Origin of the sequence: Spiractinospora alimapuensis, assembly GCF_018437505.1 — a bacterium.
Taxonomy (GTDB): Bacteria; Actinomycetota; Actinomycetes; order Streptosporangiales; family Streptosporangiaceae; genus Spiractinospora; species Spiractinospora alimapuensis.
Genome location: NZ_CP072467.1, coordinates 140,061 through 153,455 on the forward strand (window position 1 = coordinate 140,061; position 13,395 = coordinate 153,455).

General features: G+C 71.1%; 13 protein-coding genes. 5 read left to right on the forward strand and 8 right to left on the reverse strand.

Going from position 1 to position 13,395, the window contains the following annotated elements:
* Window positions 1–8: 8 nt before the first annotated feature.
* The gene (locus J4H86_RS00620; protein WP_236541244.1) at window positions 9–497 is read right to left on the reverse strand and encodes a GyrI-like domain-containing protein; all 489 of its coding nucleotides are present in this window, start codon (window positions 495–497) and stop codon (window positions 9–11) included.
* A 146-nt stretch (window positions 498–643) separates the two neighbouring features.
* Here J4H86_RS00620 and J4H86_RS00625 point away from each other — a divergent pair, with 146 nt between their 5' ends.
* From J4H86_RS00625 to J4H86_RS00645, 5 genes are all read left to right on the forward strand, one after another.
* Window positions 644–1,363 (forward strand): sulfite exporter TauE/SafE family protein, encoded by a 720-nt coding sequence (locus J4H86_RS00625; RefSeq protein WP_236541245.1) that lies wholly within the window; start codon window positions 644–646, stop codon window positions 1,361–1,363.
* Window positions 1,364–1,436: 73 nt separating this feature from the next.
* Entirely contained in the window at window positions 1,437–2,051 is a 615-nt protein-coding gene (gene mug, locus J4H86_RS00630; RefSeq protein ID WP_236541246.1) for a G/U mismatch-specific DNA glycosylase, read from the forward strand.
* A gap of 116 nt (window positions 2,052–2,167) precedes the next feature.
* Window positions 2,168–4,072: a 1-deoxy-D-xylulose-5-phosphate synthase gene (dxs, locus tag J4H86_RS00635; RefSeq protein WP_236541247.1), complete on the forward strand. Its 1,905-nt coding sequence runs from the start codon at window positions 2,168–2,170 to the stop codon at window positions 4,070–4,072.
* 144 nt (window positions 4,073–4,216) lie between these two features.
* Window positions 4,217–5,566, forward strand: a complete 1,350-nt coding sequence (locus tag J4H86_RS00640) for an FAD-dependent oxidoreductase (RefSeq protein WP_236541248.1) — start codon at window positions 4,217–4,219, stop codon at window positions 5,564–5,566.
* Between the two features lie 96 nt (window positions 5,567–5,662).
* Window positions 5,663–5,854 (forward strand): hypothetical protein, encoded by a 192-nt coding sequence (locus J4H86_RS00645; protein ID WP_236541249.1) that lies wholly within the window; start codon window positions 5,663–5,665, stop codon window positions 5,852–5,854.
* 244 nt (window positions 5,855–6,098) lie between these two features.
* On the opposite strand, the gene J4H86_RS00650 is transcribed toward J4H86_RS00645, so the two are convergent.
* Genes J4H86_RS00650 through J4H86_RS00680 form a run of 7 tightly spaced genes read right to left on the reverse strand, consistent with a single transcriptional unit; the run spans window position 6,099 to window position 13,282 of the window.
* Window positions 6,099–7,538: an alkaline phosphatase family protein gene (locus J4H86_RS00650; protein WP_269134512.1), complete on the reverse strand. Its 1,440-nt coding sequence runs from the start codon at window positions 7,536–7,538 to the stop codon at window positions 6,099–6,101.
* Entirely contained in the window at window positions 7,535–8,752 is a 1,218-nt protein-coding gene (gene eboE / locus J4H86_RS00655; RefSeq protein WP_236541250.1) for a metabolite traffic protein EboE, read from the reverse strand. Before eboE ends, J4H86_RS00650 begins: the two co-directional genes overlap by 4 nt.
* Window positions 8,749–9,627: a TatD family hydrolase gene (locus J4H86_RS00660; protein ID WP_236541251.1), complete on the reverse strand. Its 879-nt coding sequence runs from the start codon at window positions 9,625–9,627 to the stop codon at window positions 8,749–8,751. The genes eboE and J4H86_RS00660 overlap by 4 nt, the downstream gene beginning before the upstream one ends.
* Window positions 9,627–10,340: an EboA domain-containing protein gene (locus tag J4H86_RS00665; protein ID WP_236541252.1), complete on the reverse strand. Its 714-nt coding sequence runs from the start codon at window positions 10,338–10,340 to the stop codon at window positions 9,627–9,629. The genes J4H86_RS00660 and J4H86_RS00665 overlap by 1 nt, the downstream gene beginning before the upstream one ends.
* Window positions 10,327–11,187, reverse strand: a complete 861-nt coding sequence (locus tag J4H86_RS00670; protein WP_236541253.1) for a sugar phosphate isomerase/epimerase family protein — start codon at window positions 11,185–11,187, stop codon at window positions 10,327–10,329. The genes J4H86_RS00665 and J4H86_RS00670 overlap by 14 nt, the downstream gene beginning before the upstream one ends.
* Window positions 11,184–12,071, reverse strand: coding sequence for an SCO3242 family prenyltransferase (locus J4H86_RS00675; RefSeq protein ID WP_236541254.1), 888 nt, complete (start codon window positions 12,069–12,071; stop codon window positions 11,184–11,186). Before J4H86_RS00675 ends, J4H86_RS00670 begins: the two co-directional genes overlap by 4 nt.
* On the reverse strand, window positions 12,068–13,282 hold the full coding sequence (locus J4H86_RS00680; protein WP_236541255.1) for an inositol-3-phosphate synthase: 1,215 nt from the start codon (window positions 13,280–13,282) through the stop codon (window positions 12,068–12,070). Before J4H86_RS00680 ends, J4H86_RS00675 begins: the two co-directional genes overlap by 4 nt.
* Window positions 13,283–13,395: the final 113 nt, after the last annotated feature.

Consider the following 13,395-nt stretch of genomic DNA (forward strand, 5'->3'; position numbering starts at 1 on the left):
GGGCCCGGTCAGTCGGCGAGCAGCCAGTTGAGTTCGGTGCGCAGGTCGTGGGGGTCCATATCCGGCCGCGGCTCGGTGACGTACACCTCCCAGCCGAGCGCGGCCGGGGTGTGGCCGCTGGTCTGGATCCAGGACGCCAGCTCCTCCCACGTCGCCCCGAGTTCGCTGTAGTCGCCCCGGTGCACCACCCGGACGACCCGTCCGGCGGGGAGCGATCCAGGAACGACGTCGCCGTCCGGGGCCACCGCGCGGTCGGTCATGAACCCGAGGGTGAGGTCCATCGGCTCCGTCTCGGGACCGTCGTAGGCGGCGAACGCCGGGCCCGTGATGGCCACCCCCTGACGCTCGAGCGCGGCGGCGAGCGCGGGGAACGATCGGTCGTAGAACGCGACCAACTCCGCCGCGGGTACCCGGCCGTGGATCACGGCCGTCGTCCGCTGCTCCACGGTCACGACGTGCGGCGCGGTCTCGTCGAAACCCGTCGTGTTCTCCTGCATCGAACCTCCCATACCGGACGCCCAACGGGGCCGTTGGTCACCACCGGTCGTGTTGACCGAGGACAGCGCGGAACCAGGATGTCGCACCCGCCCGACCGGCACCTGCGCGACAGGCCGGAGGGCGCCGTACTGTAGCGTGACGCCCCGTGGTGGACCCCAGCATCGTCCTGATCGCCGGGACCGCCGTCCTGCTCGGGGCCGTCGTGCAGAGCGGAGTCGGTCTCGGTCTCGGCCTCGTGGCCGCGCCCGTCGTCGCCTTCCTCGATCCCACGCTCCTGCCGGGCGCTCTCCTCGTGCCGTTGACAGTGCTTCCGCTGCTCACGGTCGGGGCGGAGTACCGGTTCGTGGACTGGCGCGGGCTCGCCTGGGCGGTGCCGGCCCGCATCGTCGGGGTCGCCCTGGGCGTCGGGGTGGTGGCCACGGTCTCTCCCCAACTGCTGGCCGCGGGCGTCGGCGTGATGGTTCTCATCGCCGTCGTGGTGTCCCTCCTCGCCACCAGCGTTCGGGCCACTCCCGTCAGCCTGACCGTCGCCGGCGTGATCTCCGGTACCACCGGGACGGCGACCTCCATCGGCGGTCCGCCCATGGCGCTGGTGTACCAACACGCCGACGCCTCCCGCGTCCGCGCCACGCTCAGCGTGTACTTCATCATCGGTTGCCTCATGTCGATCGTCGGCCTGTGGGCCGGCGGGCAATTGCCGCCCGACCAGGTGGTGACCGGCGTGTTCTTCGTCCCGTTCCTCGTCGTCGGATTCCTCGTCGCACGTCCCCTGCGCCACGTGCTCAGCGGGAACCGTCTTCGTGTCCCACTTCTGGTGGTCGTCACCGTCGCCGGTGTCTCCCTGTTGGCGCAGGCGCTTCTCTGAGGGAGCCGCCCGCGCCGAACGGGTCGGGGGCGGGCGCGCGGCACAGGGCTCCATCGGCCCTATCCTGGCCCCCATGGCACGACCCACCGCCGAGGAGCTGGAGCGGGCCCGCGACCGCGTCATCCCCGACGTGATCGCCCCCGGGCTGGACTTTCTCCTGTGCGGCATCAACCCCGGGCTCTACTCGGCCCATACCGGTCACCATTTCGCGCGGCCCGGAAACCGGTTCTGGCCGGCGCTGTACCGTTCGGGGCTCACCCCTCGGTTGCTCCGTCCCGAGGAGCAGGACCGCCTGCTCCAGTGGGGCTTGGGCGTGACCAACATCGCACGTCGCGCGACGGCGCGCGCCGACGAGCTCACGGCCGAGGACTTCGCGCTCGGTGGGGAGATCCTGCGCCGCAAACTCCGCGAGTACCGTCCCCGGCTGCTCGCGGTCCTCGGCATCACCGCGTTTCGGACCACCTTCGCCCGGCCCGGGGCGGGCGTGGGCCGTCAGGACCTCAGGATCGAGGACGTCCCGGTCTGGGTCCTGCCGAGCCCCAGTGGCCTCAACGCCCACTGGAGTGTCGACGCCATCGCCGAGGAGATGACACGAATGCGCCACTGGCTCGGTGAACCGGACGACGCCCTGTCGCGTCCCACCCCTCAGGGCGACGCGGACGTGACGCGCCGGCCGACGTCCCGGTGAGGGCACGTGACACCTACACTCAAAAGACCGACCCCTAGACCGCTCCCGGTTCGGGAGGCGGTCTGCGGGCCCGCGGTGGTGCGGTGCCCGTCCGCTGGCGAGAGGACTGACACGAGTTGACGCTGCTTGAGTCGATCAACCACCCCGACGACCTCAAGAAGCTCCATCCCGCACAGCTTCCACGGCTGGCGCGGGAGATTCGCGAGTTCCTCGTCCGCGAGGTGACCCGCACCGGAGGCCACCTGGGACCAAACCTCGGGGTCGTCGAGCTCACCGTGGCCCTGCACCGGGTCTTCGACTCTCCCGACGACCCCGTGTTCTTCGACACCGGACACCAGTCCTATGTCCACAAGCTCCTCACCGGGCGCCAGGACTTCTCGGACCTGCGCCAGAGCGGTGGCCTCTCCGGCTACCCCTCGCGTGAGGAGTCCGAGCACGACATGGTGGAGAACTCCCACGCCTCCACCGCGCTGTCCTACGCCGACGGCTACGCCAAGGCCAACGCCGTGCGGGGCCGCGGCGACTCCACGGCCGTGGCCGTCATCGGCGACGGGGCCCTCACCGGCGGTATGGCGTGGGAGGCGTTGAACAACATCGCCGCCGGGCAGGACCGTCGCCTGGTCATCGTGGTCAACGACAACGGCCGCTCCTACTCGCCGACCATCGGCGGTCTGGCCGACCATCTCGCCTCGGTGCGCATGACGCCTGCCTACGAGCAGGCACTCGGTGTCGTCAAGGCGAGTCTGCACCGTACCCCCCTGGTCGGCCAACCCCTCTACGACGCGCTCCACGGCATCAAGAAGGGGCTCAAGGACGCGATCCAGCCGCAGGTCATGTTCGAGGACCTCGGCCTGAAGTACGTCGGCCCGATCAACGGACACGACACCGCCGCCGTCGAGAGCGCGCTGCGCCGGGCCAAGGCCTTCGGCGGGCCGGTGATCGTGCACTGCATCACCCAGAAGGGCAAAGGTCACCCACCGGCGGAGAACCACGAGGAGGACCAGTTCCACGCCGTGCGGGCCGCCGCGCCCACGGGCGCCTCCTCCGGACCGTCGCGACCCAAGTGGACGTCGGTGTTCCGTGAGGAGATGGTGGAGGTCGGGGCGGAACGTTCCGACGTCGTGGCGATCACCGCGGCGATGCTCTACCCGACCGGACTCGACGCTTTCGCCGAGGCGTACCCGAACCGCTGCTTCGACGTCGGCATCGCCGAACAGCACGCGGCGACCTCCGCCGCGGGCCTCGCCATGGGCGGACTCCACCCCGTGGTCGCGGTCTACTCCACCTTCCTGAACCGCGCGTTCGACCAGGTCCTCATGGACGTCGCCCTGCACCGTACGGCGGTCACGTTCTGTCTGGACCGTGCCGGGGTCACCGGCCCGGACGGAGCGAGCCACCACGGGATGTGGGACCTGTCCATCCTCAATCTGGTGCCGGGCCTCGCGGTGGCGGTGCCCCGCGACGAGCCGCGGATGCGGGAGCTCCTGCGCGAGGCCGTGGCCGTGGACGACGGCCCCACGGCGCTGCGCTACCCCACCGGCTCGGTCCCGGCCGAGGTGCCGACCCTGGAGCACCGCGACGGCCTGGACATCCTGCACGATCCCACGACGGCCGAGCTGGACAAGGACCTCCTCCTGGTCGCGGTGGGGCCGATGGCGGGCCTTTGCCGCGACGTCGCCGAACGTCTGGCCCAGCAGGGCATCGGTGTCACGGTGGTCGACCCCCGGTGGGTGAAGCCGGTCAACCCCGCGCTGCTGCGGGAGGCGGAGCGGCACCGTGTGCTCGCGGTGGTCGAGGACAGCGGCCGCGCCGGGGGCGTCGGCGACGCCGTCGCCCGGGCGGTGCGCGAGCGGGACCTCGACGTCGCCGTGCGAACCTTCGGTGTCGAGCAGGAGTTCCTGCGCCATGGAGACCGTGCGGAGATCCTGGCCGAGCAGGGGCTCAGTCCCCAGGACTTGGCGCGGGATCTCACCGCCGCCGTCGCCAAACGCGCGTCGGACCCGGTGCAGGAACCGGCCTGACGTCGCAGGGCGTGCGACCAACGGTCCCGCGCGCTCGGACCGGGCCGCCGGCGGGCGTGTACCGGGCCCTCGACGGCCGGCAGCGCGCGGCGTCCGCGAGGGTGAAGCGAGACGTGGGGACGGTCCATACGCCACAATGGCGTAATGGCCCCTCCCGAAACGCTCCGGATCGCAGTGATCGGATCGGGTCCAGCCGGCATCTACACGGCTGAGGCCCTGACCCGTCAAGAATCGCAGCCGGTGACGGTCGACGTGCTCGACCGACTCCCGGCTCCCTACGGTCTCGTCCGTTACGGTGTGGCACCCGACCACACCAAGATCAAAGGTGTGGCGGGCACGCTGCGCCGGTCCCTGGAACACCCCAACGTGCGCTTCCTCGGCGGAGTCGAGTTCGGCCGCGACCTCGCGCTGGACGATCTCCGGCGCGCCTACCACGCGGTCGTGTTCTCCACCGGAGCCAGTGTCGACCGACGGCTGGGAGTTCCCGGTGAGGACCTCGCCGGCAGTGTGGCCGCGACCGACTTCGTCAACTGGTACTGCGCCCATCCCGACATGGACGCGAGTCGGTTCCTCCTCGACTCCGAGGAGGTCGCGGTGGTGGGCGCGGGCAACGTGGCCCTCGACGTCGTACGGATCCTCGCCAAGTCCGTGGACGAGCTGCGTCACACCGACATACCCGAACCGATGCTCGAGGTGCTGCGGGCGAGCAAGGTGCGGCGCGTCCACCTCGTGGCGCGCCGGGGTCCGCTGCAGGCCCGCTTCACCGCGCCCGAGCTCCGCGACATCGGGCGCCTGGAGAACGCCGACGTGGTGGTCGACCCGGCACAGGTGGACATCGACCCCAACTCCGAGGCCGTGGCCACCGCCGCGCGAGCGGCCCGGACCAACCTGAAGTACCTCCGGGAGTGGGCGGACCGGCCTCGCGCCGAACGACCCCGGAGCGTTGAGTTCACGTTCTGGCGCCGCCCCGTCCGGCTCCTGGGGGCGGACCGTGTGTCCGGCCTGGAGATCGAACCCACCGAGCTCGACGACGAGGGGCGGCTACGCCCCGCCGGAGCGCCTGAGGTGTTGGACGTCGGCATGGTTTTTCGCTCGATCGGCTACATGGGTGTGGGGCTGCCCGACGTCCCCTTCGACACCGCGTCGCGCACCGTCCCCAACGACGAGGGCCGCGTGGTGACGCCGGAGGGCACCCCACTGCGGGGGGTCTACGTCGCCGGTTGGATCAAGCGCGGGGCGACCGGCGTGATCGGCACGAACAAGTCCGACGCCGCCGCGACCGTCCGCTCGCTCCTGTCGGACCTCCCCGACCTCGACACCGGCCCACGCGTCCCGGTCGAGGACATCCTCGACCAACGCGGAGCCCGAACGGTGAGCTACAGCGACTGGCAGGACATCGACACCGCGGAACGCGCCCTCGGGGAGAGCCTGGAACGGGGCGAACGGGTCAAGCTGCACGCCTGGGAGGAGATGTACGGCGCGATCGGGAGTTGAGGTTCCCCCGCGCCGCATCGGGCGAACCGAAGGGCGCGTATGACAGAACGTCATTCGCACATGTCGTGGGAAGTCCAAACGTGCGGACGGGAGACGATGGAGAAGGCGCTGGACACGCTGACGGACAGATGTGGAAGTCGATCGGAGGCCGTGCGGTACGCGGATCTTCGGACGTACCGTGAGGTCTTGATCGAGCGGGCCCAGAGCGACGCCGAACGACTCGAAGCCGATCCTGACGACCGTGCGGAGATGCTCGCCATCGAGCGGTTCATGGGTGTGTCGGATTGATCTTTCGTCGGGCGGTCCATGAGATCAAGAGCCTCTCCCGGGGCGCGGGGAAATGAACAGTCGGGGCACCGATATGCGGTGGTGACCCAGTCCGACCGATTCGCCACGAGTTCGATAATCGTCGCGCTGACGTCAACGAGCACCGGTCGCGCGTTTATGGTCCAGAGACAGCCGTCTCGGGGAGTTCAAAGGAACGCTTGTCGGGGAAGAGCTGGCGGAACTCGATCGTGCCCTCGTGCTCACACTAGAGTCGCTCTGATTTTCGTGCGCTCGACACGTCGGCGCCGGCCAACCGCAACAGGAGCTCCTTGACGTCGGTCGCGTGGATCCGGGGGACGGCCGCGTCGGGGGCGTCGCTGAGGAGGACGGGACCGTTCTCGGGGTCCGGCGGGGTGAGGCCGTGCGTCCCACGGACCTGGCGGCCGTTCAGGGGGATGACGTTCATCGTGTAGCGCATCCCGGACTTCTTGCGGGCCAGGGCGGTGGCGGCGCGGACCTTCACGAGCGGGTCGTCGGGGTCCATGAACAGTTCCGCGGGGTCGAAGCCGGGTTTGCGGTGGATCTCCACCAGTTTCGCGAAGTCCGGCGCGTAGTGGTCGTCCAACCAGTAGTAGTAGGTGAACCAGGCCTCGCGTTCGGCCAGCACGACCAACTCGCCGGACCGCGCGTGGTCCAGTCCGATCTCGGCCTGGTCACGGCGGTCCAGTACCTGGTCCACGCCGTCCAGGCGCTCCAGTACCTCGCGGGCGCGGGCCAGGTCCTCGGGTTCCCGGACGTAGACGTGGGCGATCTGGTGGTCGGCGACCGCGAACGCGCGCGACGTCCACGGGTCGAGGTACTCCATCTCGTCCTGGCTGTAGACCTCCAGCAGCCCCGCGTGACGGAGCGCCCGGTTGACGTCCACGGGGCGGCGGGCCGGGGTGATGCCGTACTCGCTGAGGGCCACGGTCGTCGCGCCGCGCTCCTTCGCCGCCATCAGTAGCGGGGCCATGGCCTGGTCCAGGTCGGCGGCGGCCCGCGCGGCTCGAGGGTCGTCCGGGCCGTAGCGCTGGAGGTCGTAGTCCAGGTGCGGCAGGTACACCAGGGTCAGGTCGGGGCGCTTGTCTCGGAGCAGAGCGCGGGCCGCCCCGACGAGCCACTCCGTGGAGGCGAGGCCGGCCGTCGGTCCCCAGTAGTTGAACAGCGGGAAGCCGCCCAGCTCCGCCGTGAGCTCCTCGTGCAGTGCGGGCGGGTAGGTGTAGCAGTCGGGCTCCTTCTTGCCGTCGGCGTAGTAGATGGGCCGCGGGGTGATCGTCCAGTCGGCGCTGGCCCCCATCGCGTACCACCAACACACGTTGGCGACGGTGTAGGTGTCGTCGCCCCCGCGGGGGTCCCCGCCCAGGGCGCGGCGGGCGGTCTCCCACACCTTCTCGCCCCCCACCAGGCGGTTGTGCTGTCTCCAGAGGTGGACCTCGCCCAGTTCGCGGAAGTACCAGCCGTTGGCGACGGAGCCGTGGTCCCGGGGCGGGGTCCCGGTGAGGAGTGTGGACTGCATGGAGCAGGTCACCGCGGGCACGGTGGGTTCCAGCTCGGCCTGGAACCCGGCCGCCGCCAAGGCGGAGAGACGTGGCATGTGCCGCAGCAGGCGTGGCGTCAGGCCGACGACGTCGATGACGACGAGGGGCGTGGTGCCGTGGTCGCTCAAGGCTCCTCCGTGAGTCCGAGGCGGATCAGATGTTCGCGGGTCCACGCCAGCTCCCCGGCGATACCCGCGGCGAGGGTGTCGTCGGGCGACTCCTCACCGGCACGCTCGGCCGGGAGAACCGGCCAGGTGTAGGTCTCGACCTCCACGTGGCGCACCAACGCCGTCGGTCCGCCCAACACCTCAGAGAGCGTGGAGGCCAGGACGTCGCGGGTGGTGCGCAGCCCGCCCGGCGGCTCGCCGTGCAGCGGCATGTGGAAGTGGACGCGCCAGGGGCCGTCGGGAGGGTCCGCCCGGTCCAGGAGGGCCAGCGCTTCGGGCAGGTCGTGGGTCCCCCCGATCGGCGCCGGATCGCCGGGGGCGGCGGGGTAGCGCGTCTGGTGCAGGAAACGTGGCTCCGCGAATCGGGACAGGGCCGCCCGCGTGTCCGCGGAGTGAGGATGGTCGACGTGAAGCGCGGCCGAGGCCTGCAACTTCACCAGGGGTAGCCTCACCTGGCGCAATCGCCCCAGCGCCTCGGCGGGATCCTCGAAGGCGACCGCGAGATGGCAGGTGTCCAGACACACGCCCAGGGTGTCGCGATGCCGGGGATGGACGCCCGAGGCGATCGCGGCGGCGAGAGGTCCGGCCACGTCCCCACTGGTCTCCACCACACAGCCCGGCTCGGGTTCGAAGCCGACCCGGATCCGGCGCCCGGTGTCGTCGCGGACGCGCGACAGGCCGTCGGCCAGGCGCGACAGGTGGCCGCGACTGAGCACGGTGCGCTGTGGCTCCCACCAGTCGGCCCATCCCAGCGGCAGGGTCGAGACACTGCCGTCGACGGCGTCCTCGGGCAGCAGGTGGCCCAGGATCCGCGCGAGCTCGAGTGTGTAGTCCAGACGCGCCCGTGTGGACCAGTCGGGTCGGTAGACCGCCGTCTTCACGACGTCGTCGCCGAAGCCCTGGTAGGGAAACCCGTTGAGAGTCACCACCTCGATGCCGTTGTCCGTCAGCCAGTCGCGGAGGTCGGAGAGCGCCGCCGGGTCGCCGTCCAGTGTCCGGGCGACGCCACGGGGCAGCCACAGCCCGACCCCGATCCGGCCCGCCCCCAGCCGCCTCCGCGCTGGCACGGCCACGGCGGACAGTCGTTCGCGGATCCCCGCGAGCGTCTCGGCCGGATGAACGTTCGCACAGTAGGCCAGGTGGACCAGGCTTCCGTCCGCGTGACGGAACCTCATCGCTCACCCGCGTCCACCGGGGCACCACGGCGCAGCGAGTTGCCGGCGAAGGTCTCGGACGTCGATTCGCCGCCGGGGTCCACTTCCAGGCGCAGCCGTCCACTCTGGCCGTAGAACTCCACCGGGTTACGCCACAGCACCCGGTCCACGTCGTCGGTGTCGAACCCCGCGTCGAACATGGCGCGCGCGGTGTGCACGGTCGTCAGCGGATCGCTGTGCCCCCAGTCCGCGGCCGAGTTGACCAGTATCCGTTCCGTGCCGTACTCCGTGAGCAGACGCACCATCCGCCGGGGGTCCATCTTCGTGTCCGGGTAGATGGAGAACCCCATCCAGCACCCACTGTCGGCGACGGGTCTGATCGTCACCTCGTTGAGGTGGTCGACCACGACCAGTTCCGGAGCCAGTCCCGACTCCGCGACGACGTCCAAGGTGCGGCGTGTCCCCGCCGCCTTGTCCCGATGGGGGGTGTGGACGAGAGCGGGGAGGCCGTGTTCCCGGGCGAGCTGGAGCTGGCGCGCGAACACCTCGTCCTCGTCCGGGGTCATGGAGTCGTACCCCACCTCGCCGACGGCCACGACACCGTCCTTGGCGAGGTAGCGCGGCAGGACGTCCAGCACCTCGCGGCACCGCGGGTCGTTGGCCTCCTTGGGGTTGAGAGCGATCGTCGCGTGGTGTGCGATGCCGAACTGGGACGCTCGGAACGGTTCCCACCCCACGAGCCCGTCGAAGTAGTCGGTGAAGCTGCCGACGCTCGTGCGGGGCTGGCCGAGCCAGAACGCGGGCTCGACCAAGGCGCGAACCCCGGCGCCGGCCATCGCCCGGTAGTCGTCCGTGGTTCGGGACGTCATGTGGATGTGTGGGTCGAAGATGCGCATCAGTTCTCCTTCGCGTCGAGGACCTCGAGAGCTCTCCGCGCGGCCGCGGCCCGGTGGGCGTCGGTGGAGCGCAGTTCGGCCCGGATCCGATCCACCTGGCTGGGCGAACCCACGATCAGGTGGATCGCGCCCCGGGGAACGTCGCGCCCCGCCGCGACTCGTTCGATGGCGAAGTCGCCCACCATGCGGGTCATCTCCGCGTCGGCGCGCGCGTCGAGCCCGCTCACGTTCGCGAGGTCGACCCCGGTGAACAGACACTTGAGGACCGCGTGTCGATAGGCGGGAGGGTCGAGGTGGCGGGCCGCGTAGTCGCCCACCGCGGCGGCGACCAGCGTGGTGTCGTTTCCGCGCAGCGCGTCGTGGACGAGCGGCAGCGCCGTTGTGCCCAGACGTGGTGCCAGGGGATCCAGACACCGCAGGACCGACCGTTTCTCCCCGGCGTCGCCGTAACGGTAGACCTCGGCGACCTCCTGGGAGAGCGAGGGGGAGTCCACCGCGTCCAGCAGGGCAAGGCGTGCCGCGTCGGCGACCGTCCACCCGGGCAGCGACGCCAGGGGCGCCGTTCCGCAGTGCCGCGCCGCCGCGGGGAAGGACGCCGCCAACCCGCGGGAGGGCGCGGCGCGCACCGAGTCCAGGGCCGTGTCCAACCACTGGGCCGCCGACGTGGAGAGTGCGTGCCGCAGGGGTCGGAGAACGGGATCAGTCTCGCGCATGGGCCTCCTTCGTGCGTAGGAATCGCTGGGCACGCTCCGCGACCGCCGGTGCGGCGTGCACGTGGCGGGGCAGCTCCACGCCGACGAGGCCCCGATAGCCGAGGTCGTGGAGCGCGGAGAGCACCGGAGGGAAGTCGAGTTCGCCGTGTCCCGGCTCGAGATGCTCGTGCACGCCGCGACGCATGTCCTCGATCTGCACCGCGACCAGGTCCCCACCCACGGCGTGGACGCAGTCGTGGGGTGTGCGCGTCTCCACGCACAGGCAGTGGCCGATGTCGAGCGTGATCCCGAACCCCGGCGGGCGTCCCAGGCGGTCGCGCAGCGTCAGGTAGTCGCTGACGCGTTCGACGAACATGCCGGGCTCCGGCTCGAACCCGACCCACAACCCGGTGGGTCGCACCTGGTCCAGGAGGCGTCGGCAGTTCGTGGTCAGGCGTCGCCAGAGAACGTCGGTGGGGATGCCGGGCGCGGCGGTGCCGCTCCAGATCGACAGAGTGGGGGCCCCGAGGTCCGCCGCGATGCTGGCACACCGTGAGAGGTAGTCCAGGCGCGGCTCCGGATCCTCGTCGAGGAGGGTGGGGGAGTGCTTGTGCCGCGGGTCGAGGACGTAGCGCGCACCCGTCTCCACGGTCACGTCCAAGCCGAGCTGGTCCACCAGGCGGGCGAACGCGCCGACGCGTCGGGACAGCGCGGGCGCGTAGGGATCCAGGTGGCAGGTGTCGGGGGTGAGGGCGACCCCGTCATACCCGAGGTCGGCGAGGACGCGGACGGCCTCGTCCAGTCGGTGGTTGGTGAATCCGTTGGTGCCGTAACCGAGGCGGAGCCCGGTTCGCGCGACGCCGCTCACGTGGGAGACACGCGGCGGGCGAGACGGCGGGCCAGGGGGTGGGCCCCCACGAGTCCGAGCGCGCCACGGTAGGCGCCCGACCCGGCGGCCAGCGCCGCCTGGAGCGGCATCATCGCGAGGATCCCGGCCCCGACGGCTGTGCGTACCCGTTGGGGGGTGGGACGGCGCATCGCGTCGAGCAGCGGGCGGCCCGTCGTCGCCGCGTATCCGAGGGCGAGCCCGACCGCGGTCACCCGGCCACGTACGTCACCCACCTCGGATCGGCGTGGTCGGCCGGAGCGCCAGAGTACGGCCGAGGTGACGGCGCCCGTCGTGGCCAGGGGAGCGAGGACCCGGTTGGAAGTGGTTCCCGACACCTCGTCGCGGCTGAGCCCCGTGACCGCGAACGTGTGGGCGGCCATACACGCCGCGGGCAGCGCGACCGCCCGGAGCGCCGAACGTTCCGCGCCGGCGCCCATGGCGACGTCCAGGCCGCGCGCCGTGGCCATCGCCACGGGCCCAAGGACCGTGGGCTTGAGCGCGAGGTCGTAGGCCCACACCGTCGCGGCCAACGGGGCGGCGACGCCCAGGGCGCGACGTCCACCGGCGGCGGACGCCAAGCCGAGTCCGGTCGCGGTGAGGACCGAGGCGGTCATGAGCGCCTGGCCGGGCGTGACCCGGCCTGAGGGGATGGGGCGCTCCGGGCGTTCCTCGGCGTCCAGCTCCCGGTCGGCGTAGTCGTTGAGCGCCATGCCCGCCCAGTACAGGCAGACCGACGCGCCGGCCGCGGCGACGGTGCGCCGCCCATAGGGGAAACCCGCCGCGGCGGCGCCGGCGAGGACGTCTCCGGGCACGGACAGAGCCGCCGGAGCGCGCACGAGGGACAGGAGGTCGCGTGGTCTCATCGGGCCCTCCCGGGCGTGGATCCGAGCCGTTCGGCGAACTGGCGAACCATCGTGGCCTGCGTCGCGAGGTCGTGCACGGAGGTGTCGATCGGGTCCTTGAAGAAATAGGCGAGCTCGGGGACCGGGCCTGATCGTCCGTGGGCGTTCGCGGCGACCATGAGGCGGGCCAGGTCCAGCACCAGGGGCGCCGCGAGGGCCGAGTCCAGGCCCTGCCAGGTGAACTGCAGCGACATCGAGGCACCGAGGAATCCGGCGAAGGAGATGTGGTCCCACGCGGTCTTCCATTCGCCCAGATCGGCCACGTGGTCGATGTGCAGCGGGGCGTCGACCGGGTATCCGAGCAAGGACGAGACGAGGCCGCCCTTGGACGCCAACTTGCTCGCCGCGGTCTCAGGGTCGGCGAGACTCGCGCCGTCACCGCCGCCGAGGAGGTTGGTGCCCGACCACGACCGAACCCGTAGGTGGCGGGAGGCGAACATAGGGGCGAGTACGGATTTGAGCAATGTCTCGCCGGTCTTGCCGTCGCTGCCGGCATAGGGAACGTGGTTACGCGCCGCGAGTTCGGCCAGGGCTGGGATCCCGGCACCGACCGACGGTGTGAAGTTGACGTAGCCGAAACCGGCGGAGAAGGCCGCGTGCGCGTACCGCGCGCTGGCGGGTAGGACGTGCGCGCCCGAACGCGTCGCCGCCGTGAGCGCGTCCAGACTGGCGAACTCCGGGCGTTGGGGGGTGGGGGGTTCGGTCGAGGCCAGGTTGATGACCACGACGTCGCGCAGCCCCCGCTCCCGCGCGAAACGGCCGATGTCGTCTCGCAGGCGGTCCAGCCCGTCGCTCGGGTGCTCCTGACCGTGTCCGCGGGCGACGCCGTCGACGATGTTCGCGTCGGCGTCCTCGAGGTCGGCGCGGATCGCGGCCGGAAGATCCGGTGGCAGCACGCCGGCTCGGGCCAGGTGCTCGGCCCGTTTCGTCAGGGTGGTGCCCGCCCCCGCGCCGTGCTCGTGGCCACCGAACACCAGCCGCGCGACGTCGGGGAGCGCGTGTTGGGGGAATCCCGGTGTCCGAGTGACGAGTCCGGTGTCGTCGGCCAACGTGTGGCGCAGTGCGGCCGCTCCGGCGATCGCGGTGGTGGCCACCGAACCGCGGGCACCGATCAGCCAAACGCCATAGCGGTGGTCGGCGAATTTGGGGTCGACGGATTGGGAGGGGGCCATTGGACGTGCCTCTCCAGGTTGGTCCAAGGGCGTGCCGGCGCCCGCGCATTATCACCGTTATTGGGATTGATGATCACATAGGAAAGAATGGACGTAAAGAGTCGTTTTTGTGA